At 61.3% G+C, this 24,410-nt stretch carries 19 protein-coding genes; 5 read left to right on the top strand and 14 right to left on the bottom strand.

The genetic code is table 11. The annotated features are described in order from the left end of the window. Nucleotides 1-87 precede the first annotated feature (87 nt). From AC515T_RS04705 to AC515T_RS04665, 9 genes are all read right to left on the bottom strand, one after another. Nucleotides 88-810, bottom strand: coding sequence for an oligogalacturonate-specific porin KdgM family protein (locus tag AC515T_RS04705; protein WP_496531610.1), 723 nt, complete (start codon nt 808-810; stop codon nt 88-90). Between the two features lie 131 nt (nt 811-941). Continuing rightward, nucleotides 942-1,709: an ABC transporter ATP-binding protein gene (locus AC515T_RS04700; RefSeq protein ID WP_496531609.1), complete on the bottom strand. Its 768-nt coding sequence runs from the start codon at nt 1,707-1,709 to the stop codon at nt 942-944. A gap of 10 nt (nt 1,710-1,719) precedes the next feature. Beyond that, on the bottom strand, nt 1,720-2,559 hold the full coding sequence (locus tag AC515T_RS04695; RefSeq protein ID WP_496531608.1) for an ABC transporter ATP-binding protein: 840 nt from the start codon (nt 2,557-2,559) through the stop codon (nt 1,720-1,722). A gap of 10 nt (nt 2,560-2,569) precedes the next feature. Further along, nucleotides 2,570-3,478 (bottom strand): ABC transporter permease, encoded by a 909-nt coding sequence (locus AC515T_RS04690; protein WP_053118543.1) that lies wholly within the window; start codon nt 3,476-3,478, stop codon nt 2,570-2,572. Next, the gene (locus AC515T_RS04685) at nt 3,478-4,515 is read right to left on the bottom strand and encodes an ABC transporter permease (protein ID WP_018614070.1); all 1,038 of its coding nucleotides are present in this window, start codon (nt 4,513-4,515) and stop codon (nt 3,478-3,480) included. Before AC515T_RS04685 ends, AC515T_RS04690 begins: the two co-directional genes overlap by 1 nt. Before the next feature lie 34 nt (nt 4,516-4,549). Further along, the gene (locus AC515T_RS04680; RefSeq protein WP_496531607.1) at nt 4,550-6,172 is read right to left on the bottom strand and encodes an ABC transporter substrate-binding protein; all 1,623 of its coding nucleotides are present in this window, start codon (nt 6,170-6,172) and stop codon (nt 4,550-4,552) included. Between the two features lie 71 nt (nt 6,173-6,243). Then, the gene (locus AC515T_RS04675) at nt 6,244-7,398 is read right to left on the bottom strand and encodes a mandelate racemase family protein (RefSeq protein ID WP_053118539.1); all 1,155 of its coding nucleotides are present in this window, start codon (nt 7,396-7,398) and stop codon (nt 6,244-6,246) included. Between the two features lie 594 nt (nt 7,399-7,992). Further along, nucleotides 7,993-8,220, bottom strand: a complete 228-nt coding sequence (locus AC515T_RS04670) for a hypothetical protein (RefSeq protein WP_053118537.1) — start codon at nt 8,218-8,220, stop codon at nt 7,993-7,995. Then, on the bottom strand, nt 8,217-8,729 hold the full coding sequence (locus tag AC515T_RS04665; RefSeq protein WP_496531606.1) for a type VI secretion system amidase effector protein Tae4: 513 nt from the start codon (nt 8,727-8,729) through the stop codon (nt 8,217-8,219). Before AC515T_RS04665 ends, AC515T_RS04670 begins: the two co-directional genes overlap by 4 nt. A gap of 358 nt (nt 8,730-9,087) precedes the next feature. On the opposite strand from AC515T_RS04665, the gene dctP reads away from it, so the two are divergent. The 5 genes from dctP to AC515T_RS04640 all read left to right on the top strand — a co-directional run bounded on the left by dctP (nt 9,088) and on the right by AC515T_RS04640 (nt 15,283). Beyond that, on the top strand, nt 9,088-10,083 hold the full coding sequence (dctP, locus tag AC515T_RS04660; protein ID WP_053118533.1) for a C4-dicarboxylate TRAP substrate-binding protein DctP: 996 nt from the start codon (nt 9,088-9,090) through the stop codon (nt 10,081-10,083). Between the two features lie 66 nt (nt 10,084-10,149). Next, a complete protein-coding gene (locus AC515T_RS04655) occupies nt 10,150-10,782 on the top strand; it encodes a TRAP transporter small permease (RefSeq protein WP_053118531.1) in 633 nt (210 codons plus the stop codon). After that, on the top strand, nt 10,779-12,062 hold the full coding sequence (gene dctM / locus AC515T_RS04650; RefSeq protein WP_053118529.1) for a C4-dicarboxylate TRAP transporter large permease protein DctM: 1,284 nt from the start codon (nt 10,779-10,781) through the stop codon (nt 12,060-12,062). The genes AC515T_RS04655 and dctM overlap by 4 nt, the downstream gene beginning before the upstream one ends. A 108-nt stretch (nt 12,063-12,170) precedes the next feature. Then, nucleotides 12,171-13,166, top strand: a complete 996-nt coding sequence (locus AC515T_RS04645) for a TRAP transporter substrate-binding protein (RefSeq protein ID WP_496531605.1) — start codon at nt 12,171-12,173, stop codon at nt 13,164-13,166. 209 nt (nt 13,167-13,375) lie between these two features. Beyond that, nucleotides 13,376-15,283: an alkaline phosphatase D family protein gene (locus tag AC515T_RS04640; RefSeq protein WP_496531604.1), complete on the top strand. Its 1,908-nt coding sequence runs from the start codon at nt 13,376-13,378 to the stop codon at nt 15,281-15,283. Nucleotides 15,284-15,458: 175 nt separating this feature from the next. Here AC515T_RS04640 and AC515T_RS04635 read toward each other — a convergent pair whose 3' ends face one another. The 5 genes from AC515T_RS04635 to AC515T_RS04615 all read right to left on the bottom strand — a co-directional run bounded on the left by AC515T_RS04635 (nt 15,459) and on the right by AC515T_RS04615 (nt 24,273). After that, nucleotides 15,459-15,959 carry a methylated-DNA--[protein]-cysteine S-methyltransferase gene (locus AC515T_RS04635; protein ID WP_496531603.1) on the bottom strand — a complete coding sequence of 167 codons (501 nt, stop codon included), beginning with the start codon at nt 15,957-15,959 and terminating at the stop codon, nt 15,459-15,461. 161 nt (nt 15,960-16,120) lie between these two features. Beyond that, nucleotides 16,121-18,856 (bottom strand): winged helix-turn-helix domain-containing protein, encoded by a 2,736-nt coding sequence (locus tag AC515T_RS04630; RefSeq protein ID WP_496531602.1) that lies wholly within the window; start codon nt 18,854-18,856, stop codon nt 16,121-16,123. A 351-nt stretch (nt 18,857-19,207) separates the two neighbouring features. Then, entirely contained in the window at nt 19,208-20,575 is a 1,368-nt protein-coding gene (gene ltrA, locus AC515T_RS04625; protein ID WP_496531601.1) for a group II intron reverse transcriptase/maturase, read from the bottom strand. Between the two features lie 448 nt (nt 20,576-21,023). Further along, nucleotides 21,024-22,388, bottom strand: a complete 1,365-nt coding sequence (locus tag AC515T_RS04620; protein ID WP_496531600.1) for a DUF1329 domain-containing protein — start codon at nt 22,386-22,388, stop codon at nt 21,024-21,026. A 25-nt stretch (nt 22,389-22,413) separates the two neighbouring features. Beyond that, complete coding sequence (locus tag AC515T_RS04615; RefSeq protein WP_496531599.1) at nt 22,414-24,273, bottom strand: DUF1302 domain-containing protein; 1,860 nt, start codon at nt 24,271-24,273, stop codon at nt 22,414-22,416. Nucleotides 24,274-24,410 lie beyond the last annotated feature (137 nt).

The raw sequence follows: 24,410 nt of genomic DNA, 5'->3' as shown, positions 1-24,410 counted from the left end.
GCGCAGTCCAGCGGGAGCAAGCTCCCTCGCCACGGGCTCATCTGTTCCTTGAATTGGCGGTGCTGTCTGTAAGGCCCGCCTCATAGCTCAGAAAAAGTTGTATTGGATGCCGACCCGCAGACGCAGTTGGCGATCACTGTCGACGGAGTTGACCTTGATATCCCCCACTTCGAAAAACGGCGCCCAGCGCTTATCCCACTTGTACTTGACCACGGCATTCTGTTCATAGTCGTCGGTGCCGCCGTTATAACGAATGTAGTTGGCATCGAAGTACGTCAGTTGATATTCATACGCCCACGGCCCCTGGTTCGCGTAGTTGATGTATACGTCGTAGCGATGGATCTTCTGGTCGTCCTGGCCGTTGTCCGGTACGTCATGGTCGACTTTGTCGCGGTCGAGCTTGGAGGAATCGTAACGGTAGCGTCCGGCGATGCTCAGCTCCTTGGTGATCTTGTAGCCCAGGCGCATGCCCATCTTGTAGGTGGTGGATTCCTCGTCGCTTTCCATGGCGAACGAGGGCGTCAGCGTCCAGCGATCATTGAGCTTGTGCTGGTAATTGACGGTGAATTCATGGCCACTGCCGACGGTGTTATCGAAGGCAACGTCTTCGCGATCGCCGGCGGTCTTGTATTTGAGTTCACCTTCCAGGCCCACGCCGTTGTCCAGCCGCATGCCGAACTTGGCGCGGTCGGCGTGCATGCGGGTTTTTTCCGCATATTGATGGCGGACGTTGATATAGCCGGTATCGGCCATGGCAACCACTGAAGTGAACAAGGAAGCGAGGGACAGCACGACGAGTGTCTTTTTCATGTTTTTTTATTCTTGTTAGTTGAGTGATTAGTTGGGTTGAACGCCAAATCACAGGCGAGCGCGTGCGCGGCATTGAAACCTGCGGTTCAACGTCTTCTGCGGGTTAAAACACGTGCAACGAATCAGTTACCTCAAACAGCGACAGGTATTCGCTGTATGTCCCGACTGGCTTGCACCAGCAAACGGGTGTACGCATGGCTCGCGCCATCGCTCGCCAGCAGATGGCTGTCGAGCGTCTCCACCACCCTGCCCTGCTGCATCACCGCCAGCCGATCACACAGGTGCGCCACCACCGCCAGATCGTGGGTGACCATCAGGTAGGTCAGCCCCTCCTGGCGACGCAAGTCGGCCAGCAGGTTGAGGATTTCCGCCTGCACCGAGACGTCCAGCGCCGAGGTCGGCTCGTCCAGCAACAGCACCCGGGGACGCAGGATCAGCGCCCGGGCAATCGCCACGCGCTGGCGCTGGCCACCGGACAACTGGTGCGGATAACGGAAGCGAAAGCTGTCGTTCAAGCCGACCTTGCGCAGGATCTCACTGACCTTCTGCGCGCGCCCATCGATGCCATGGATGCGCAGCGGCTCCTGCAACGCGGCGTCGATGGTGTAGCGCGGATGCAATGAGGCATACGGGTCCTGGAACACCATCTGCACGGTGCGGTAGTGGTTCAACGGCAGGTTTCGCGTGACGACTTGGCCGGCCACCCGCAGTTGTCCGCTCCAATGCTGGTACTGCCCGGCCAGGCAGCGCAGCACGGTGGTCTTGCCCGAACCGGACTCCCCCACCAGGCCGAATGCCTCGCCTTCGGCGACGCGCAAATCGACGTCGTGCAATACCGCGTTCAGTGCCGCGCCGGTGCCGAAACTGAGGTTCAGGCCGGCGATTTCAATCATGCTCATGACAGGCTCCTCAAGCATTCAACCACTGTGGGTCACGCTGCAGCACCGGCAAGGTGGCGCGTCGATGATCCAGGCTCGGCAATGCGGCCAACAGGCCTTGTGTGTAGGGATGGGTGGCGTGATCCAGGTCGGCGGCGGCAATCGACTCGACCACGCGACCGGCGTACATCACCAGCACGCGGTCACAGAAATGCCGCACCAGGTTCAGGTCGTGGCTGATGAAGATCAGCCCCAGGTCACGTTCGCTGACCAACTCCTCCAGCACGTTGAGCACCTGTCGGCGCACCGACACGTCCAGGGCCGAGGTGGGTTCGTCGGCGATGATCACCTGGGGATCGGTGATCACCATCATGGCGATCATGATCCGCTGGCCCATGCCGCCCGAAACCTCGTGGGGGTACAGGTCGTAGACCCGCCGAGGGTCGCGAATGTGCACCTTGGCAAGCATGTCCAGGGCCCGTTCGCGGGCTTCGCGATGGGGCACCTTGTGATGGGCCAGGTACGCCTCGGCGATTTGTTCGCCGACCCGCACCACCGGGTTCAACGAGTATTTGGGGTCTTGCATGATCATCGACATGCGCGCACCGCGAATCGCCTGGATCTGCTTTTCGCTGGCGGCCAACAGGTCGATATCGCCGAAGCGCAAGGTCTTGGCGGTGACCCGCGCCGTCGGCGGATGCAGACGCAAAAGGCTGCGGCCAACGGTGGATTTTCCCGAGCCGGACTCACCGACGATGGCGAGCTTTTCCCGCCCCAACGTGAACGACACATCACGCACCGCCTGGGAGGTTTTGCCGGCGTTGCGAAATTCCACGCACAAGTCCTGTACCACAAGTTTGATCTCAGTCATGGGCTGCTCCTCAGGATTGGCTGCGGGGGTCGAGGACGTCGCGCAAACCGTCGCCCAACAGGTTGAAGGCCAGGCTGACCAGCATGATCGCCGCACCCGGCGCCGCCACCAGCCACCAGCTTTCGAGCATGTAGCGCCGCCCGGTGGAGATCATCGCGCCCCACTCCGGCAACGGTGCCTGGGCGCCGAGGCCGAGAAAGCCCAGGGCGGCGGCGGTGAGGATGATGCTCGCCATGTTCATGGTCAGGCGGATGATCACCGACGACAGGCACATCGGGATGATGTGGCGCAGGATGATCCGGGTGCTCGACGCGCCTTGAAGCTGCACCGCGACGACGAAGTCGGCGTTGCGCAGCGGCAGGGTTTCGGCGCGGGCGAGCCGGGCAATCGGCGGCCAGGCGGTGAGTGCGATGGCGATCACCGCGTGCTCGAGCCCCGGGCCGAGAGCGGCGATGAAGGCCAGCGCCAGGACCAGGCTGGGGAACGAGATGAAGATGTCGGTGATGCGCATGAACAGGCTGTCGACCCAACCGCCGAAGTAACCGGACACCGTCCCGACCAACAGGCCGATGGGGCCGACGATCACCGTCACCAGCAAGACGATGTACAGGGTGATGCGCGAGCCATACACCAGCCGCGCGAAGACATCGCGACCGTATTCGTCAGTACCGAACCAGTGCGCGCCGCTGGGTGCCTGCAAGGCTCCGGCGAGGTTCTGCAGCAGCGGATCGTGGCCGGCGATCCAGGGCGCGAAGACCGCGACCAGCATCAAGGTCGCAACGACGATCAGGCCAGCGAAGGTCATCGGGTTGCGCAACAAAAAACGCAACAGGCGCAGCGTACTGGCGACCATCGCCGCCGTACTGGACGCCGGCAACGTGGCGCTGCCAGGGGCGCTGGAAGCAAGGGGCAGGTTCATTAGCGAGTCCTCGGGTCGAAGATCTTGTACAGCGCATCGCTGATCAGGTTCAGCGTCACGAAGATGAGGCCGATCAGCAGCACGCAAGCCATCACCGCGTTCATGTCACCGAGCAGCAAACTGCTGGTCAGGTACTGGCCGAAGCCCGGCCAGGCGAACACGGTTTCGATCAGCACCGCGCCTTCCAGCAGGCCGCCGTAGGCCAGCGCGACGATGGTCAACAGCTGCACGCGGATGTTGCCGAAGGCATGGCCCCAGACGATGCGGCGCTGGGACAAGCCCTTGACCCGGGCGGTGATGATGTACTCCTGGGACAGTTGCTCGAGCATGAAACTGCGGGTCATGCGGCTGATGTAGGCGACCGAGTTGAAGCTGAGGATCACCGCCGGCAACAGGATGTGTCGCAGTGCGCTGCGAAAGGCCTCCCACTCGCCAGACCAGGCGGTGTCGATCAACAGCAACCCTGTGTGTTTCGGGATCAGCCCGTCGTAGGCCAGACCGATGCGTCCGACGCCGCCGGCCCAACCCAGCCAGGCGTAGAACACCAGGAAGGCCATCATGCCGATCCAGAAAATCGGCGTGGAGTAACCGAACAGCGTGATCAGCCGCGCGACATGGTCACCGGCACGGCCCTGATGCGTCGCCGCGTAGACGCCCAACGGTAGGCCCGCCAACACGCCGAACAAAATGGCGAGGGTGGCCAGTTCCAAGGTGGCCGGGAAGACCCGGGCGATGTCGGTGATGACCGGGTTGCCGGTCAGCAAGGCCATGCCGAAGTCACCGTGCAGCAGGTCGCCGAGGTAGATCGCGAACTGGGTCCACAACGGTTTGTCCAGGCCCAGTTCTTTGTACACCTGGGCGTAGGCCGAGGCGTCGGCGTCCGGGCCGACGATGGCCAGCACCGGGTCCAGGGGCATCACTCGCCCGATGAAAAAGGTCAGCAGCAGCAACCCCAGCAGCGTCACCGCCACCGAGCCGCCGCGCCGGGTCGCCGAAGCGGCCCGGGTGGTCCAGATTGAAAAGGATGCAGTCGACATGTTCATTCCTGCCTTGGCCCTGTGGCCGTCGATTTCAGCGCTGCTTGTAGACGTCCCGAAGACGCGTGGTGGCGGCGGTGTGGCCGATGTAGTTACGCACGTCGGCGTGGATTACCACTTCGTCCACCATCTGTGAGACCGGCATGATCGCCCCGGCCTGTTGGTCGTAGAGGGTCTGGATCTGCGCATAGATTTCCCGCTGGCGCTCGGGTTCACGCTCGCGTTCGGCTTGCTCGATCAGTTGATTGAGCTGCGGGTTGAAGAACGAGGTGCGCCAGCCCTGGAAGTTGCTCAGCTTGGCTTCGGTGCGGTTGTCCGGGTTGTACACCAGGGCCCGCAGGCTCGAATGCGGATGACGCTCCGCCCCGCCACCGCCACGACCGACGAGGATGTCGAACTGGCGGTCGCGCATCGCCCCATAGATCTGGTTGCCGGTGCCGGTGATGATCGTCGCCTGGATACCCGCCTGGGCCAGCGTCGCCTGGAGGCTGGTGGCGATGTTGATGAACGGCGGATCGGTCAGCGAACGGATGGTCACCTTGAAGCCTTCGGCATGCCCGGCCGCCGCCAACAGGCGCTTGGCTTCGGCCACGTCAAGGCGATAGCCCGGATCGTCCAGGCGTGCCGGCAGACCCAACTGCAAGGGCCGCTGATTGATCACGCCGTAGTGCGGCATGACCACGTCGTTGATGCCCTGGTAGTCGATCAGCAGGCGGATGGCCTGGCGCACGCGGATGTCCTGGAACAACGGTTGCTGCATGCTCATCGCCACGTAGTACAGCGTGCCCCGGGCAATGCTCTGGATGCGCACTTCATCGACCTTGCCCAGCGCCTTGATATCAGTGGCGGCCATGCCGCGGGCGACGTCCAGGTCACCGCGCTCGACCATCAGCCGCAGGGCCTGGGACTCGGTCATGTTGCGCATGATCACCCGGCGCAACTTCGCCGCGCCGCGCCAATAGTCGTCATTGCGACTCATCAGGATCACGTCATTGGCCCGCCAGATGTCGAGCTTGAACGCGCCGGACCCGGCCGTATGCGTCGCCAGCCACGCCGCGCCCTGATCGTCACCGACCTGATGCTGCAAGGCGACACTGCGATCGACGATGAAGGCGCTGGGAGAGGTCGCCAGCGTGTTGAGCACCAGCATCGGGTCGGTGACGCGTGGCAACTCCATGACAAAGGTGTGCGGCCCTTCGGCGCGCATCAGTTTGACGACGTTGTCGGCGTTGAAACCGTAGGCTTTCCAGGTGGAGGCCAGGGCGCGGTTGAGGGTGACCACACGCTGCAACGACCAGGCGACGTCTTGGGCGGTCAGTGGCGCACCGGAGTGAAAACGTACGTCGTCGCGCAGCTGGAAGGTCAGGCGCATGCGGTCGGGGCTGACGTCCCAGGTTTTCGCCAGGGCCGGAATCAGCGTGTCCGGCTGCGCCGCGTCCTGCTCCAGGAGCATGTCGTAGACGTTGGCGTTGACCTCGGCGACCTCCAGCCCCGTCGCCGCGGCAGGGTCCAGGGACAGCAGGTTGATCATGCTCATACCCACCACCAATTGGTCGGGGGGCGTTTCGCCTTGGGCCAGGCTGACGGGCACCTGCACTGCGCACAGGGCCACGGTGACACACAGCAGCCTGGTCAGGCGCTTGGGCCAGAGATTCATGGTTCAGTCCTTTCTTATATTTATTAAGACTTGTCGCCCGGGCAGCCATCAGCCTCAGGCGTGGAACAGGATCAATGTCGGGACAAGGTATTGGCCTCGATATACGCGAAGTTGATGTCCTCGCCCAACCCCGGCCGGTCGGACAGGTGCACAAAACCGTCGGCGTCCATGGGGTCGACGATGCTGTTGAGGTGCGCCGGGACCTCTTCATAGTCGAGGAATGGGTGCAGCAGGCCGCGTTCGTACCAACGGCAATTGCTGATGGCCCCGACCACCGCCAGGTTCGCCGCGCCGTTGCCGTGGACCTCGCAATCCATGCCGAACGACTCGGCCAGGTGCGCCACCTTCAGGCACGGCCCGATCCCCCCGACCCCGGCCACGCCGGCGCGCAGGATGTCACAGGACTTCTGGGTCACCCAACTGGCGCGGCTATGGAACTTGCCGGCGATGCTTTCCGGGCCCAGCACCGGGATGTCCAGGTTGGCCGCCAGCCAGGCATAGGACTCTGCGGAGTCTTCCATCATCGGTTCTTCGAACCAGGCGAAATTCAGCTTTTGCAGCGCCTTGCCAATGGTCAGCGCGTCCATGCGGCTGTACCAGTGATAACCATCGAGCATCAGCGCGATGTCCGGCCCCACCGCCTCACGCACGGCGGCGCAGGCCTGGATGTCCATGTGCGGATTCGGCGCGAAGGAAATCGGCGGCATCCAGGTGTGCAACTTGATGGCCTTGTAGCCGCGCTGCACCAGCTTCTCGGCGAACTGACCGTACTCGTCCGGCGTCGACAGACCACCCGGCAGGTCATCGCCGCACATCGTCGAGCCGTACGCCGGGACCTTGTCGCGATAACCCCCAATCAACTTGTGCACCGGCAACTTGAGCGTGCGCCCGGCCAGGTCCCACAACGCTTGCTCCACCAGCGCCAGCGCCCGGTCGGTGAACTGCCCGGCGCTGCCGCGCTGCCAGTGCGCCAGGTCTTGCCAGATGCTTTCACGGTCCATCGGGTTGCGACCGATCAGCACTTTGCGCACGAAGGATTCGATGATGTGCGGACGAATCAACTCAGGCGGGCCAAAGGCATAACCCTCGGAGCCATCGTCGCAGCCGATTCGCAGCAAGGCCATCTTGATCATGACCTCATCGCCCGGGTGGGCGTGACCGGCGCTGTCCTGGGCACGGCGCGAAGGTGTGGAAAAGACTTCGACGTGAACGCCTGTGATTCTCATAGAAGGGAGCACCCTGTTGTTATTGTTTATTTGTATGTCGTCATACAACGTGTCGGATTATTCTGACGTTTCGCGTGGGCTGTCAACCCACAAAATCAATAAAAATTGGGAGGCCCTGGGGTTAGCTAGAGAAAAGAGATTATTTTTCCTGAGAGAAACTCATAATGTCGTCATACCACAAAGCAAAAACGATACGACTTGCCGCGGGAGGGCCACGATGACGGAGGACTGGAAATCGAAGCGGAAGAGTAAAAACTGTGGGAGCGAGCTAGCTCGCGAAAGCAGTCTGCCTGAGGCGGTGATGTTGACTGTGCCGCCGCCATCGCGAGCAAGCTCGCTCCCACAGGGGATCTCTGGCAGACGCCGAATTTGTGAACAGCCGCAATCAAAAACTGTGGGAGCGAGCCTGCTCGCGAAGGCGGTCTGTCTGAGGCGATGATGTTGGATGTGCCGCCGTCTTCGCGAGCAGGCTCGCTCCCACAGGGGATCTCTGGCGGACGCCGAATTTGTGAACAGCCGCAATCAAAAACTGTGGGAGGCGGTGGCTGCTGAGGGTGAACTCCCTGTCACAGGTTTTGTGCAGACTTTGGCTGGCTAGATCCGAGGTTTGCGCCGTCGACTCCAGACAATGCCCACCGCCGCAGCCACAACCACCACCCCGACATTGCCAAACAACCAGATCGCAAAGTTGCGGCTCTGGTCTGCTTCGCTCTCGTAGAACGGTCCGAAATAACTGCCAACGGCCATGAACGCCAAATTGAATGTGCCGACCGCCAACACGATGATCAGGAGGACGAACAAGGTTCCCTTGATGACGTTCATATGACTTTCCAGAACCAGATGTCCTTGGAATCGTGAAAGTCCGAGAACGTGCCTTCAATCGAAAAACCCATTTGTATACGTGGGTAGCTCAGCCAATCCGTCAGGCGACGGCCATTCCACAGATCGATGTGATCGCCGCTGCGGTTGGCCGTGGTTTCGTTTGCCCGACGCCAGAAGTCCTTGAAGAAAATAACGCCCTGCTGTCCGCTCAGGGTCTCTTCGAATTCCTCGCTTTTAATGGTTTTCCTGGCTTGCAAGCCAGGAATCTTGGCGCGGCTCAAGGCCTTGGCGAGTTCTTCGGCGGCCAATATGTGCCCGTCGCTCTTGGGGTGTTGCCAGCAATGTCGCACGCTTTTGAGCTGACTCATGTCTGCACCAGCGCGACGCAGGGCCACGCCGAGGTTGATCGCGCATTGGTCACTGAAGTTCTTGGCGCCATTGGTTCTGCAAGGCGCGGCATCACCAAATATCTGCGGATGGCTGTTCCACAACGTGTCGAATGTAAACATTCTGCCCTCTCCATGAGTTTTTTATCCTGGACGAATAGCCTAGCAGACCCACTCGCCCCCTGGATTCGATAAGCGCTGGCGTGAGATTGAAAGCCAGTAGCTATCACCGCCCCTTTATGGATTCCTGCCCCAGGCACGGGTATCGACTGAAACCTTTCGAAATGACCCGTTTGTGATGTTTCAGCCCGACGCAAGGAAGGTTCGAGGCAACCTGTCGAGACGTACAGCCAAAGGACGGTTTTTCCCGTTAACCGTCCCCCGCAAGTTGTTTTTCTGCCTAGACTCATCATTGTTCCGCCGTGCGCTGTGTTTTGAATGAGCCCGCACGAAAATACTAAAAACAAGAGGAAAGCCCCTAATGTTCAAACCTCTCTGGAAGGCGCTCGCTTGCACATTGGCCCTCGGTGCGATGAGCACGGCCATGGCGGCAGATCCGGTGGTCATCAAGTTCTCCCATGTGGTCGCCGAACAAACACCAAAAGGCCAAGGCGCACTGCTGTTCAAGAAGTTGGTGGAAGAACGGCTGCCCGGCAAGGTGAAGGTCGAGGTCTACCCCAACTCTTCGTTGTTCGGCGACGGCAAGGAGATGGAAGCCTTGTTGTTGGGCGACGTGCAGATGATTGCGCCATCGCTGGCCAAGTTCGAGCAGTACACCAAGACGGTGCAGTTGTTCGACTTGCCGTTTCTGTTCGATGACATTTCCGCTGTGGATCGCTTCCAGTTGAGCCCTGAGGGCCAGAAACTGCTCAAGTCCATGGAAAGCAAGAACATTACCGGCCTGGCCTATTGGCACAACGGTATGAAGCAGTTGTCGGCAAACAAGCCGTTGCGTGAACCCAAGGATGCCCGGGGCCTGAAGTTCCGGGTACAGGCATCGGCGGTGCTGGAAGAGCAATTCAAGGCGGTGAACGCCAACCCGCGCAAGATGAGTTTCGCCGAGGTGTACCAAGGCTTGCAGACCGGTGTGGTCAACGGTGCGGAAAACCCCTACTCGAACATCTACAGCCAGAAAATGCATGAAGTGCAAAAGTACATCACCGAGTCCAACCACGGTTTGCTCGACTACATGCTGATTACCAATACCAAGTTCTGGAATGGCCTGCCGCCGGACATCCGCACGGAACTGGACAAGATCCTGGTGGACGTCACGGCCCATGTGAACAAAGAGGCGGCGCAACTCAACGAGCACGACAAACAACGCATCCTCGACGCCAAGACCACCGAGATCATCACCCTGACGCCAGAAGAACGCGGCGAGTGGCGCGACAAGATGAAACCGGTGTGGAAGAAGTTCGAGGGCGATATCGGCGCTGACCTGATCAAAGCCGCCGAAGCCTCCAACAAGGCCCAGTGATTGGTTGGCCGATGCCGTCACCCTGGCGGCATCAGCCTGTCGTCCCCCCTACAGGAGATGTCATCCATGAACGCCCTCCGGCGCATCTGGGAACACTTCGAGGAAGGTTTCATTGCCTTTCTCCTGGCCGCCATGACGCTCGTCACGTTCGTCTACGTGGTACTCAACAACCTCTACGCGGTTTTCTACAGCCTCGGCGACCATTGGCCCGCCGCCAGCGAGCCGATGTTCGCCATCGGCGACAACATCATGGGCATGGCCCAGGCAATGACCTGGAGTAGTTCGCTGACCAAGGCGCTGTTTGGCTGGCTGATTTTCTTTGGCCTGTCGTACGGCGTGCGCACGGCCGGGCATATCGGCGTCGATGCGCTGGTGAAGCTGGCGAGCAAACCGGTGCAGCGCTTGATCGGTGTCATCGCCTGCCTGTGCTGCCTCGCCTACGCCGGGCTGCTGGCGGTGGCGAGTTTCGAATGGATCAACACCTTGATGATTGCCGAGATCGGCGCCGAGGACCTTGGCCATTTCGGCATCATGCAATGGCATATCGGGCTGATCGTGCCGGTGGGGTTCGCACTGGTGTTCATTCGTTTCGCGGAAATTCTCGTGCGCATCCTGATGAATCGCCAGACCGGCCTGGGCCTGGCCGATGAAGCGGCCGAAGCCATCAAATTGACCGAACACGAGGAAGACAAGCCATGACCATTGCCTTCCTGTTCATCGCACTGTTCGTACTGATGTTCATCGGCGTGCCCATTGCCATTTCGTTGGGGCTGGCTGGATCACTGACCATCATTTTCTTCAGTCCCGATTCGGTCCGTTCCCTGGCGATCAAGCTGTTCGAAACCTCCGAGCACTACACGCTGCTGGCGATTCCGTTCTTCCTGCTGGCCGGTGCGTTCATGACCACGGGCGGCGTGGCGCGACGGTTGATCGATTTTGCCAATGCCTGCGTCGGGCATATCCGTGGCGGCCTGGCGATTGCGGCGGTGCTGGCCTGTATGCTGTTTGCGGCGTTGTCGGGTTCAAGTCCCGCGACAGTGGCGGCGGTCGGCTCCATTGCCATTGCCGGGATGGTGCGTTCGGGTTATCCACAGGCGTTTGGCGCCGGCATCGTCTGCAACGCCGGGACCCTGGGCATCCTGATTCCGCCCTCGATCGTGATGGTGGTGTATGCCGCGGCGACCGAAACCTCGGTGGGCAAGTTGTTCATGGCCGGTGTGATTCCCGGTTTGCTGTTGGGTTTTTTCCTGATGGTGGCGATCTACATCGTCGCCGTGAAGAAAAACCTGCCGGCAATGCCACGGGCGACGCTGCGGGAATGGTTGAGCACGGCACGCCAGGCGATCTGGGGCCTGTTGCTGATGTTCATCATCCTCGGCGGGATTTATTCCGGGATGTTCACCCCCACCGAAGCGGCCGCGGTGGCAGCGGTGTATTCGGCGTTCATTGCCTTGTTCGTCTACAAGGACCTCACGTTCCGTGAAACGCCCAAGGTGCTGCTGGAGTCGGCCAAGCTGAGCATCATGCTGATGTTCATCATCGCCAACGCCATGCTCTTCGCCCATGTGCTGACCACCGAACAACTGCCGCAGCAAATCACCGCATGGGTGATCGATGCCGGGTTGACGCCGGTGACCTTCCTGCTGGTGGTGAACATCGTGCTGCTGATTGCCGGCGCGTTCATGGAGCCTTCGGCGATCATCCTGATCCTGGCACCGATCCTGTTCCCCATCGCCATGAAGCTGGGCATCGACCCGATTCACTTGGGCATCATCATGGTGGTCAACCTGGAGATTGGCCTGATCACGCCACCGGTGGGGCTGAACCTGTTCGTCACCTCGGCGGTGACCGGCATGTCCCTGCCCGCCACGATTCGTGCGGCGATGCCGTGGTTGATGATCCTGTTGGCGTTCCTGGTGCTGATTACCTATGTGCCATGGATTTCGCTGGTGCTGCCTAACTGGTTGGGGATGAGTTAAACCCTACAAACACACACCGTGGCGGGCGCAGGACAACTTGCCCGTCACAGAGGTATGGGGCCGACCTGTCGGCCCTGTGCCCTCGAACACTAAAAGGGACACCTTGCAATGCTAAAACCTGTATGCAAAGCACTCGCCTGCACCCTGGCTTTCGGCGCGTGGGGCATGGTCATGGCGGCTGAGCCGATCGTCATCAAGTTCTCCCACGTGGTAGGCGAACAAACGCCCAAGGGCCAGGGCGCGTTGATGTTCAAGAAGCTCGCGGAGGAGCGGTTGCCGGGCAAAGTGAAGGTCGAGGTATACCCCAACTCCACGCTGTACGGCGATGACAAGGAGATGGAGGCGCTGCTCCTGGGGGAGGTGCAGATCATTGCGCGATCACTGGCCAAGTTCGATCAGTACACCAAGACCGTGCAGCTGTTCGATTTACCCTTTCTATTCGACGACATCGCCGCAGTGGACCGTTTTCAGCAAAGCCCCGAGGGCCAGAAGCTGCTCAAGTCCATGGAAAGCAAGAACGTCACCGGCCTGGCCTATTGGCACAACGGCATGAAACAGCTGTCGGCCGACAGGCCATTGCGCACCCCTGAGGATGCCCGTGGCCTGACGTTCCGGATACAGACCTCTGCGGTACTGGAGGAGCAGTTCAAGGCGGTGGATGCCAAAGCCAAACCGATGATTTTCTCGGTGGTGTACCAGGGGCTGCGCACCGGCCTGGTCCACGGCACGGAAAACACCTATTCGAACTTCTACAACCAGAAGCTCAATGAGGTGCAGAAATACGTCACCGAGTCCAACCACGGCATACTCGACTACATGTTGATCACCACGTCGGACTTCTGGAACGGCCTGCCGCCGGATATCCGCAGCGAACTGGACAAGATCGTGGTCGAGTCCACCGCCCATGCCAACCGGGAAGCGGAACGATTCAACCAGCTGGACAAGCAGCACGTGCTGGACGCCAAGACCACCGAGATCATTGCCCTCACGCCGCAAGAACGCAGCGCGTGGCGTGACAAGATGAGACCGGTGTGGGCCAAGTTCGAAAAGGACATCGGGGCGGATTTGATCGAGGCGGCGCAGGCTTCCAACACGACCCAATGACGTAACAATGCCCCGCAAGCTCCCGCTGGGGTGCGAAGCAGCCCCCCAAATATTTGGCTGACACATCGCGATGTCAGGTTTTGGGGGGCGCTTCGCGCCCCAGCGGGAGCAAGCTCCCTCGCCACAAAAGCGGTCAAGCTACCATCCCCAGCAACCCGGCACATTGCGCTATGATCCCCGCCTCTCCCTGAACAGAGCTTTTCTCCCGAATGCTGTCGTCCACCCCAGACCTCACCTCTACCCTGCCCCCCGTCCTGGTCGGCCCGTTGTTACGGCGGCTGGAGCCTGCGCGCCTGGTGATGTGGCTGGTGGGCTCGCGAGCGTTGGCGTTGACGCTGCGCATTGACGGTGTCGGCGACCTGGCACTCGACGCATCGCGCTGCACCGTGGTGCCGGTGGGGCAGCGGGCGTTTGTGCACTTGATCGATGTGACACTCGACGCGCCCCTGCCCCAGGACGTGGCGATTGACTACGACCTGCTGGTGGACGGCGCGCCCATCGCCGAGTGGGCACCGCACCTGTTGTATGACGGCGCACAGTGCCCGAACTTCATGCTGCATTCGCGCATCGAGCAATTGGTCCACGGTTCCTGCCGAAAACCCCACTACCCGGCCAACGACGGCCTGCTCTGCGTCGACCGTCTGCTCGCACAAGATCCGGCGCAACGCCCGGCACTGTTGATGATGAGTGGCGACCAGGTCTATGCCGACGATGTCGCCGGGCCCATGCTGCGGGCGATTCATGGGCTGATCGAACGCTTGGGGCTGTTCGAGGAATGCCTGGACGGCGCCGTGGTGGAAGACAGCGCCAGGCTCTACCAACATCCGGCCAGTTACTACCACCGCGCCGATTTGCTACCGGCCCTCGAGAGCAACGAAACCCTGCGCGAACGTTTTTTCGGCGGCGCACGTAAACCGATCTTCACCAGCAGCAGCGCCGACAATCACCTGGTGACCTTCGCCGAGGTCATGGCGATGTACCTGCTGGTGTGGTCGCCAGTGCCCTGGACACTGATCGCTGTGCAGCCGCCCGAGCTGACCGTCGAGCGGCGCCAGCGCTACGACCTGGAACAGCAACGCATCGATGCGTTCAAGACCGGGCTGGGCGGTGTGGCGCGGGTATTTGCGCACTTGTCGTGCCTGATGATTTTCGATGACCACGACATTACCGATGACTGGAACCTGTCCGCCCAGTGGGAGGAAACGGCCTACGGCCATCCGTTCTCCAAGCGCATCATCGGCAACGCCTTGATCGCCTACATGCTCTGCCAGGGCTGGGGCAACAACCCCGATGCCTTCGCGGACGTGCTCCCGCAAACCTTGGCCCTGAGCGAGACCGCCCGAGACCGCTACCTCGACAGCGAGCCACAGGACCAACTGATCGACACCCTGCTGGGTTTCCAGCAATGGCATTACGTGCTGCCGAGCACCCCGGCCCTGGTGGTGCTCGACACCCGCACTCGCCGCTGGCGCAGCGAGAACAACCTCAAGCAGCCTTCCGGCCTGCTGGATTGGGAAGCCCTGAGCGAGTTGCAGCAGGAGTTGTTGGACCATCCCTCGGCCATCATCGTCTCACCGGCGCCGATCTTCGGCGTGAAGCTGATCGAGACCGTGCAGCGGGTGTTCAGTTGGTGCGGTTATCCGCTGCTGGTGGACGCGGAAAACTGGATGGCCCACCGCGGCGCGGCCCAGGTGATCCTGAACATTTTCCGCCACTCACGCACACCCGGTAATTACGTGGTGCTGTCAGGGGACGTGCATTATTCCTTCGTCTACGAGGTGCTGATCCCACACCGCAAGGGCGGTCCGCGCATCTGGCAGATCACCAGCAGCGGCATCAAGAATGAATTCCCGCCGGCGTTGCTGGAATGGTTCGACCGCCTGAACCGCTGGCTCTACTCTCCGCGCTCACCCCTGAACTGGTTCACCAAGCGCCGCAGCATGCGCATCGTCCCCCACACCCCGGGACACGCCGAAGCGGGCGAACGGTTGTGGAACAGCGCCGGCATTGGCCAGGTGTTCTTCAATGAACAGGGTCAGCCCGCGCAGATCATCCAGCACAACGCCAACGGCCAGCCACCGACACGCATGCGGCCTCCCAAACCACCCTCTGCCTGAAATCTGTGACCAATGTGGGAGCGAGCCTGCTCGCGATGACGACGGCACACACCCAACACTTAGGCAAGCTGACACGGCACTATCGCGAGCAAGCTCGCTCCCACAATTGTTTTGGTATGACTGTCAATTTTGCATCCACCCCCGCTCCCACAAAGGATAGAGGTGTGAAATCGGTTCAGAACGCCAATTGCAGACTCTGCTGGCCTTCGAGGCTGAGCAGCAATTGTTTGGCCGCCAGGCCGCCAGCGAAACCGGTGAGGCTGCCGGAGCTGCCGATGACGCGGTGGCACGGGGCGATGATCGAGATGGGGTTGCGACCATTGGCGGCGCCGACCGCCCGGACCGCCGTGGGTTGGCCGATCTGGACGGCGATGTCGCGGTAGCTGCGGGTTTCACCGAAGGGAATGGTCAGCAGTGCGTGCCAGACCCGGATCTGGAAATCCGTGCCGGCGAAGTCCAGCGCCAGTTCGAAACGACGGCGCTGACCGGCGAAGTATTCCAGCAACTGACGTTCGGTTTCCTTGAGGACCGGATGCTGGGTGTCTTCTTCCAAAGGCCCCAGGCGCACCCGGTTGAGCCGCTCGTTTTCCCACAGGATGGCCGCCAGTCTTGTCTCCCGGGCGACGAGGATCAGTTGGCCGACGGGGGATGGGATGGTTTTGTAGAGGGGCAACATCGGGGGATTCCTTATCAAAGCCTTTGTGGCGAGGGAGCTTGCTCCCGCTGGGTTGCGAAGCGACCCTGAACTTGGCACCGCAGTGCGTCAGATTATCAGTGGGGCTGCTTCGCAGCCCAGCGGGAGCAAGCTCCCGCGCCACAGGGTTCTCACCGGCCCCGTCAGCCCAACAACCCCAACGCCTTCGCCCGCGCCACCGCCTGGGTGCGGCGCTCGACGCCAAGTTTACTGTTGATGTGACTGGCGTGGGTCTTGACGGTGTGCAGTGAAATGAACAATTGCTCGCTGATTTCCTGGTTCGAACAGCCTTGGGCAATCAACTGCAATACCGCCCGTTCGCGACTGCTGAGGGTTTCGACAGGTGCCGCGGGTTCGGCAGGCTGGGCCATGGTCGAGGGCAGGCGTTCGAGCAAGTGGTCGCGCAAGGTACTGGGCGGCGCGTGCAGCAGTTGTTCGCGCAGCCATTCACGGTGCTTGCCGAACAACCACTCGAAGGGCTGCAACACCCCGCCGCTGGCGGCTTCGAAAGCCTGGGCCAGGGTACGACGGGCCTCAGGTTCGCGGCCGACGCTCAGCAGCAAGGCGACCTTCTGGTTGAGCGCCATCACGCTGAGCATTTGCCGGCCGGTTTGCTGGCCGTGTTCAAGCAGGGCATCGAGCCGCCCCTCCGCGAGCATCGGTTGCCCCCGGATGGACTCCAGCACCGCCTGCTGCAGTTCGACATGCAGCGGCAGTTGCGGGTGGAACTCCGGTGGCGCGGCGGCCCGCTCCCCCGTGTAGGTCTGGCCCAAGCGGGCCAGCCAGGCTTCGGCCAGGTCGGTGCGGCCCTGGGCCAGCCAGAGTTCGCATTTGACCAGGGTAATCATCGCCAGGTAATAGATCGGCGGAACGTCCCAGATGTGCATCAGGCGTTCGGCTTCAGCCAGTTCGGCAAAGGCCCGGGCGAATTCGCCGTTGTAGCCTTCGATCCGCGCGATCACGCAATGACCGATCAGCACGCTGATGTCACGGCAGGCGCGGGCTTCGGTGAGGCCTGCCTGCAACCGCGCCAGGCCGACCTGGGGCTGCATGCGCAAGGTCAGCAGGAACCCCTCGTACATGATCAACCGCGCCCGCACCGCATACAGCCGTTGGGGCGGTAGCTTGTGCAAACGTTGCAGGCCCTGGTGCACTTCGTCCAACGCTCGCAGGATCTCCCCCCGCGCCTGCAAGACCCGGGCACGATCGTAGTGGGCCAGGGCCTCGAACAAGGGGTTGCCGACCCGCTGCGCCAGCTCCAGGGAATCGCGGTTCAGGTTCCGGGCCCGCCACAGGTCGCCATCGGCAATGGCCAGGTTCGACAACGTGGACAGGCACATCAACCGCTGGCCATAGCGTTTTTGCGGCAGGCTCTCCAGGGCTTCGCTGCAATAACGCACGGTGGCCTCGCGATCCCCGCGACCACGGGCGACGATGCCGCTCAGGGCCAGCCATTGGGCGAGCATGGATTTTTGCGCGGTGGCCGAGGGGGCCGGCAGGAAACGACTCAAATGCGCGGCCAGCTCTTCGGCGGCGTCCAGTTGGCAGGCCAGGCCCAATGCCCAGCTGTAGAGCACGATCAGCCGCGGCGTGCTGATGAGCAGGCTGTCGGGCAAATCCATTTTCCAGCGCAGCAACATGCCGACGTTCTGCTCGGCCAGCAGTTGTTCCTCCGAAAGGTTCTGCACCAGGTTCGCCGCCACGTCCAGGTGCCCGGCCCGCAGCGCTTGTTCCACGGCTTCATCGATCAGGCCCTGGGCATTGAACCAGCGACAGGCCCGCAGGTGCAGGGTCGCGACCGGGACCATGGCCGGCGCGCTGGGGCGACTGCGCAACAGATCGGAAAACAAGTGGTGGTAACGGTACCAATGGCCGTGCTCGTCCAACGGCACCAGGAATACCTGGTGGGACGCCAGGTAACGCAGGATTTCGGCGCTGTCATGGGCTTCGCGTACGGCATCGCACAGCGCGCTGCAAAAGCGCTCCTGAGGGGCCGTGTCGTAGAGGAACGCCTGCACCTCGGCGGGTAGGCAATCGATGACTTCTTCGAGCAGGTAATCGCGGATCAGACCCTCCCCACCGTGCAAGGCCTGGGGCAGCAGGCCTTCGGTGCCAGCTTCGGAGGCGGCCAGCAACCAGAACCGCAGCCCCGCCACCCAGCCCTCACTGCGCTGGATGAGGTTTTCCAGCGCCTCGCCGCGCAACGAGCTGCTGTGATGCTGGAGCAGGGTCAAGGCTTCGTCATGGGTCAGGCGCAGGTCTTGCTCATTGAGTTCGAGCAATTGCCGCGACAAGCGCAGGCGCGCCAGGTGCCAGTCCGGGCGTTGACGACTGGTGACGAGGACCAGCAAACCGTCGGGCAGGTGATTGAGGAAAAATTGCAGGCAGCGATCCAGCACCGGGCTCTGGGCCAGGTGGTAATCGTCGAGGACCAGCAACAAGGGATTACGGGGCGATAAGTGCGCGGACAATTCGTCCAGCAGGCCATCGAGCCATTCTTCGAAGGCAAAGGGTTGATGGCGCTGGCGCATTTTCAGCAGCCCCAGTGCCCGGCCACCCAGCTGCGGGTAAAAGGCCTGGAGCCCTTCGAGCAAGCGTTCCAGGAAACGCCCCGGATCGTTGTCCCGGGCATTGAGCCCCAGCCAGAGGCTTTGCCAATGGGCCGGCAGGCCCTGGCAGAACTCCACCGCCAGGGAGCTTTTACCGAACCCCGCCGGTGCGCTGACCAACAGCAACCGCCCCCCGAGCCCCGCGCTCAAACGCTCGCACAACCGCGGCCGCGCGACATGGCCGTCGGGCAAGGGCGGGCGGTAGAAACGCCCGTCCTGTACCGCGATGGCTGCGCGGGCAGAATCCGGAAGTGAAGACAAATCAGTCATGGCCGGCTCTTGTTGGAATGCGGGTGGCGGCGTTGCAGATGTCCGCAGACTAGCGGTAAACGAGGAGGTATTGAAGGGAGTGCTACAAATGGCTACAAAAAGACTACAAGCCGATTGACTTGAAAAATTCAGGCAGCCACCGCTCTTGTGGCGAGGGGGCTTGCTCCCGCTGGGTGGCGAAGCCGCCACAAAAAAGCGATGAGCGCTTCGCACTCAAGCGGGAGCAAGCTCCCTCGCCACAGGTTTTGTGTTGACTGATCAAGATCGGCATAGGGGACGGCCTTCATAGGCCGTTCCCCTGCCACACCACCCGGCATGCGGGTCCGCACCGGGCGGTTCGAGAGATTGAGGTCAGGAGAGACGCGGTAAACCCAAGCTGTCGAACCAGGCGATACTCAGCACACGGTTCAGCTCATACCGGCTGTTGCTCCACCAACGGCGAGCATTCCCCGCGATCTTCCTCGCGACTTCCACACTCGCCCCCAGTGCCCGCAACGCCCGGTAGGTCGTCGTTCCGCGCTTCCATTGCTTGAGCTGGATTGCTCGTAATCGGTGCCGTATCCATTCGTCCAGCTCGCGCCAGACGGCTGGGGTTTGCGACAGTCCGAAATAAGCTTTCCAACCCAGAATGTAAGGGCGCAGATCATCGACGATCTGCTGCAAACTACGGCCACATGAGCGTCGGGTGTGCCAGCGTATTCGCTGCTTGAACTGCTTTTGCGCTTTAAATGAGACGGCTCGCTTGGCTTCGCCCTGAGAGGCCCAGAAGGCGTATCCCAGAAACTTGCAACCAAACGCACTCGTCACCGCACTCTTGCTCTCGTTGACGCTCAAGTGCAGCTTTTCATACAGACACTTGAGCAAGGACATCACTCGCTGCCCGGCCTTCTGACTGCGAACGTACACATTCGCATCATCGGCATAGCGCACAAAACTATGACCTCGGCGTTCAAGCTCTCGATCCACTTCGTCCAGCAGCACGTTCGCCAGCAACGGCGACAGCGGGCCGCCTTGCGGCGTCCCCAGGCGGCTTTTCTCGACCACGCCATTGATCAGCGTTCCCGCATCCAGATACGCACGGATCAGGCGAATGACCGCCTGATCTGCTATCCGTTTGCGTAAGCGATCCATCAAGATGTCGTGGTCGACCCGGTCGAAGAACTTCTCCAGATCAACATCCACTACCACCTTGAGCCCCGCAGACACATGGCGCTGAGCCGCCAGGATGGCGTCCTGCGCACTGCGCCCCGGACGAAAGCCGTAGCTGTGTTCACTGAAGGTTGGATCGAGCAGTGGTTGCAGGACTTGCAGCAGCGCTTGTTGAATCAACCGGTCGGTGACCGTTGGAATGCCTAACTCGCGTTCACCGCCGTCAGGCTTGGGAATGACCACGCGCCGTACCGGACTGGGCCGGTAGACGCCTGAAAGAAGCTGTTCGCAGATCACAGGCCATCGGGACTGCAAAAGTTTGGCGGTCTGTTCAATGTCCAAACCGTCGACTCCAGCAGCTCCTTTGTTGGCCCTGACTCGTCTCCAAGCCCGTTTCAGGTTCGCTCTCGCAAAGGCCCGTTCCAGCAGCCCTTGCCCTGCGTTGTAGGATTCATCTTGCGGGCAATTGACCTCGTCGCTGATGGAGGCACTCACGGCTTCACCGCTCGCGTCCCTCCCATCCGCCCCGCGTTTGGCAGGCATCTGACTTCCGGTCTTTCGCATCAACATGGCCTATGACGCTTTCTCTCGTTCGGCCCTTCGTCAAAAAAAAAGAAAAAAAAGACTACTACGGCCTCTGCTGACTTCTCGCTCCGGTTTGCACCGTCGCCCTTTCAGGCATAAGGCGAGATCTCCCCAGGTAAGAACGCAATCCTTCACCGCACAGCCGCCGGATCTACGCAGCCGCCCTTTGACCACAAGAGTTTCGCGGTTTTTGGCCCGCTCACCCTGGTCGGCTTCGCCTTATATCCGGTTCTTGTTCATCGGCTCACGGCTTCGCTCCACGCTTCCTCCCCACACTCGGTCGCCCTCATACAGTTGCGCTTCACTTCATTCGCTGTGGTCAGCTTACGGCGGGACTTTCACCCACAAGATTGCGCCCATGCTGGGCGCACCAAAAAAACGCCCCGAACCAGTCGGGGCGTTGTTTCGAGGATGCGGCCTCGGGCGGAGCGGTTTAGCGGATGCCGTCCTGACGCAATGCGTTCGGAGTGAAGTCGGCGGTGGTGGCGGTGAAGCCGAAGTCGTAGGCCGATTTCTCTTCGTTCTTCATGCCCAGTGCCAGGTAGCGGCCGGACTGCAGGTCGTAGAGGGTTTCCAGGGCGTACCACGGCACTTGCTTGTCGTAGTAGTTCTCGGCATGAGCCTCGGCCACGCGCCACAGTTGGCCACGACCGTCGTAGTGGTCGATCACCGCGGCTTGCCAGGTGTCTTCATCGATGAAGAAGTCACGCTTGGCGTAGATGTGGCGCTGGCCTTCCTTCAGGGTCGCGGTCACATGCCAGACACGACGCAGCTCGTAGCGGGTCAGGTCCTGGTTGATGTGGCCGGCCTTGATGATGTCGGCGTACTTGAGTTGCGGCGAATCGATCTTGTAGCTGTTGGCAGCGATGAACATCTCTTGCTTGCCTTCCAGCTTCCAGTCGTAGCGGTCCGGCGCGCCGTTGTACATGTCCAGGTTGTCGGAGGTACGCAGGCCGTCGGCCGCCGTACCCGGGCCGTCATAGGACACTTGCGGGGCGCGGCGCACACGGCGCTGGCCAGCGTTGTAGACCCACGCCGAACGCGGCTCCTTCACTTGGTCGAGGGTTTCGTGCACCAGCAGCACGCCACCGGCCAGGCGCGCCGGCGCGGTCACTTGTTGCTTGAAGTAGAACAGGATGTTGCCTGGGTTGGCCGGATCGAAATCCTTCATCTTGTCGCGGAACACGAACTGGTCGCGGAAATACACCAGGCTGTAAGAGCCGTTGGGCTGCGGGGTGGCCTGGGTGACCAGGCGCGTCACGCTGCCGCCGCGATAACGGGTGATGTGGTTCCAGATGACTTCCACGCCGCTCTGGGGAATCGGGAACGGCACGGCCGTCTCGAAGTTCTCCAGGCCGTTGCCACCGGAGACCAGCTTGGTGTTGACCGCGTTTTTCTTGATGGAGGCGAACACCTCGTCCGGCACGGTGGCGCCGCGATGGGTCGGGTAGACCGGCATCTTGAAGGTTTCCGGGTAGCGCTTGAACATCGCGTACTGGCCCGGGGCGAGTTTGGCCTTGTACTGCTCGACGTTCTGCGCCGTGATGGTGAACAGCGGTTTTTCCGTCGGGAATGGATCGGCGAGGAAGCCCTTGCTGTCCACGGCACCGGCGTTCTTGGCCATGGGTTTCCAGGCGGAGATCGAGCCGTCGGCATTACCGGCCATCTCGGCGCCCATCGGCGTCAGGCTCTTGCCCAGTTTGTCGGCCTCGGCGGCGGGTACTGCCGCCATGACGCTGGCAGCCAGCAGGGATAGCCCCAGAACACCGACCTGCAACAGATTTTTTGTTATTTTCATAGTGTGTCGTCCTGAAATTCGGTGCTTAGAAGGTCACGCCGACGCTGAGCGCCAGGAAGTCACGATCGTCCACGGTACTGAAGTCGCCACCAAAGAAGTTGGTGTAGGCCAGGCTGGCGTTGTAGGTGTTCTGGTACTCGGCATCCAGCCCGAGGCTGACGGCTTTGCGGCCTTCTTCGAAGTTGCCGCCAGGGCCTGGCGAGTAACCCTTGACGTCATGGGACCAGGCCACGTTGGGCTTGAGGTTCACACCCGCGAACACGTCCGGGTATTCCCAGATGGCGCGCGCGCGGTAGCCCCAGGACGTGGAGGTGGTGAAGCCGTCGTTGTTGCAGTTGCTGCTCACGTCGTTGATGGTCTGGCCGCCGCCTGCGGCGGTAGAGCCGTTGAGCCTGTCACAGGCTCCGTTGGGCAGTTGACCCGGACCAAAGACAGGGTCACGACCGTAGCGAACGTCCGACTTGCTTTCCAAGCCTCCAACATGAGTCACGCCGACTTCACCTACCAGTGTGAGGCGACTGGCGCCCATGACCTGATCCAAGAAGTGAGTGAAGGTGGTCTGGAACTGAGTGATTTCCTTGCGGCGATAACCATGCAGATCCTGGCCTGGCACACCTGTGAGCAGCGAAGCATTGCCCAACGTAGGACCACCGAGCGGGCGAATGCCGGCGAACAGGATATCGGTGGTGCTCAATTGCACCGGCGCATTCGGGCGATAGCTGAGTTCACCGCTCCACGCCGTGCCGGTGGGCAGGGTTGTAGAGAAGCTCAGGCCATAGAGGCGGATGTCTTCAGGGTACTCTACGAAATATTTCGAACTACCCGCGACCAGCAGCGGCGCCAGTTGACCAGCCACTGGCGCAAGGTTGTAGATGGCCTGCGAAGCGCCTGTGGCACTGAAAATCGGCGCACGGCTGTGGTAATTCATGAAGTAGGCACCGAATTCGGTGTCCAACGGCTCGAACATGTATTTCAACGAGGCGCCCCATTGGCCACCGTCACGGGCGTCGCGATCCGGCCCGCGGCGTACCAGCACGCCTTCTTCGTTGACGTCGATACCCAGTGCGGCCGCTGGACCCAACGCAGCGGCTGGGAGCGTCGAACGCTTGTTCAGCACCCGCAGGTTATCGGTACACCCATCGGCAATCACATCCGGCTGGGAGAAAAACGTTCCGCAGTTGTCCACCACGGTCTGGTCCCACTCCAACTGGTAGAACGCCTCGGCCGACAGGTTGTCGGTCAGGCTCTGGGAGACGTAGAACATGTTGACCGGGATCAGGCCTTCCTTGATCTCGGCACCAGGGCGACGGAACGCGGACACGTCGACCGGGTTGATGGAGTTGATGCCGCCCTGGATGAAGGTACTTTCACCCCAGCTGACCACTTGCTTGCCCAGGCGGACCGAACCCGGCTGATCGGCAATGGCGTAGTTGTGGTAGACGAATGCGTCGAGGATCTGCCCGCCGGAGGACTTGGCGCCTTCCTTGCGGTTGCTGTCGCTGATGTCCTTGTACAGGCGGTGTTCGTCCTTGAGTTCGAAGTCGTACCAGTACTTGCCGCGCACGAATACGCCGGTATCGCCGTACTTCAGTTCCAGGTCATGGATGCCCTTGAAGATCTTCGAGAAGGTTTCCCCTCGCTTGAAGTTCAGGTGGCCGTCATCGGAGGTCTGCGACAAGCCCTTGCCGCCATTGTTGACGCCGATCAGGTCCTTGTTGGCCTTGGCCGTGGACCAGCTCGCGCCGACCGACAGGGACGAGTCGAACTGGCCTTCGATTTCACCGATGTTGAAACTGACGCCGAATGCAGGCCCGGCGAGCGAAGAGGCGAGACTGACCGCCAGAGGCAGTTTTGCCCGGCGCCAGAACGTGGTTGCTGAGGTCATCGACGCTACTCCATGTGCATTATTGTTATGGCAATGGACATTTCAAAAACACCTCGGCGGCTGGGAGCGACAGCATCCCGACATCCGTCGAAGTCGCATCGCCCTTTCGTGCGTGCGCCCCGTTCTTGAGAATCCGT

It is taken from the genome of Pseudomonas sp. FSO-7 (assembly GCF_059579345.1).
Note: the sequence above shows the minus strand (reverse complement) of the source record. Positions and strands in the feature narration are given on the sequence as shown.